Below are 1,261 nucleotides of genomic sequence, written 5' to 3' on the forward strand. Positions count from 1 at the left end.
TTGACTACTCCCCGCCCTGAAGGACGGGGATTCTCGGACTCACATCCGAGAATTCCTGTTTCACCAGCGACTGCGGACGGGAAAACCCGTGCCGTCTGACATCACCTCCGCAGGCATTTCGTGTCTCCGCCAGCCCGGCGGCGACAAGGATGTTCTTCGCGGCATTGACGTCCCGGTCATGCCGGGTACCGCAGTCGAGGCACGACCAGTGCCGTGCCCCGAGGAACAGCACGGCGAGCAGATGCCCGCACACGCTGCACGTCTTCGAGCTCGGATACCAGCGGTCGATCACCACGAACCGGCGACCGGCCCGCTCGGACTTGTACTCGAGCATCGACCGGAACTCACCCCACCCGCATTCGCTGATCGACTTCGCCAACCGGCGGTTGCGGACCATGTTGCGCGGGGCGAGGTCTTCGACGGCAATCGTGTCGAACCGCGCCACGAGATCCGTGGAGGTCTTGTGGAGGAAGTCGCGGCGAGCATCGCGGACACGGGAGTGCGTGCGTGCCACCCTCGAGCGTTGCTTGGCGCGGTTGTTCGATCCCTTCTGCATCCGGGCCAGGCGCCTCTGATGGCGGCGCAGGCCGCGGTCGTGCCGGACCATGTGCTTCGGGTTCCCGATCTTCTCCCCGGTCGAGAAGACCGCAAAGTCCTTGATCCCGAGGTCCACACCGACCGACACGCCCGCATCCGGCAACGGCGCGGGATCGGCCTGGTCGACGGCGAACGTCACGAACCACCACCCGTCCGCCTCCCTGGAGACAACCACCATTGTCGGGTCGAGCGCGGCAAGGTCGATGCCGGGCCAGGACCACGCCACCCGCAGCGGCGCGGTGGTCTTCGCCAGCCACAACCCGTCCGGTTTGATGCGGAACGCCGAGCGTGTGTAGTGCGCGGACTGGCGAGACTGCCGGTTCTTGAACCGTGGGTACTTGGCGGTGCCCTTGAAGAACGACTGGAACGCGGTGTGCTGGTGGCGCAGCGTCTGCTGCAGCGGCACCGAGGACACCTCCGACAGGAACGCAAGCTCCTCGGTTTTCTTCCACTCGGACAGTGCGGCGTCGGTGTCCTTGTACGCGGTCGATTTCTACTCGGTGGTGTACCGGCGTCGCAGGCCAGCGAGGGTCTTGGTCCACACGACGCGCACGCAACCGAACGTGCGGCGCAGCAGCGCCGACTGTTCGGGATCCGGGTAGGCCCGGACCTTGTACGCGGTCCTCATCTGCCCATGACAACAGAAGGGTCCGACATGTCGAAC

The 1,261-nt window shown here is 65.7% G+C and carries 1 protein-coding gene and 1 pseudogene; both read right to left on the minus strand.

From position 1 onward, the window contains the following. Positions 1-4 precede the first annotated feature (4 nt). Positions 5-1,072: pseudogene (locus MWU77_RS24365) on the minus strand (RNA-guided endonuclease InsQ/TnpB family protein); the annotation flags it as partial. A gap of 18 nt (positions 1,073-1,090) precedes the next feature. Continuing rightward, complete coding sequence (locus MWU77_RS24370; protein WP_247275026.1) at positions 1,091-1,225, minus strand: helix-turn-helix domain-containing protein; 135 nt, start codon at positions 1,223-1,225, stop codon at positions 1,091-1,093. Between the last annotated feature and the right edge of the window lie 36 nt (positions 1,226-1,261).

The sequence above is a fragment of the Rhodococcus sp. F64268 genome, assembly GCF_023015605.1.
In the GTDB taxonomy this organism is placed as follows: Bacteria; Actinomycetota; Actinomycetes; order Mycobacteriales; family Mycobacteriaceae; genus Rhodococcus.

What these genes read in the sequence shown, in the direction of transcription:
- MWU77_RS24370 (WP_247275026.1), bottom strand. Translation starts at nt 1,225, where the DNA reads ATGAGGACCGCGTACAAGGTCCGGGCCTACCCGGATCCCGAACAGTCG.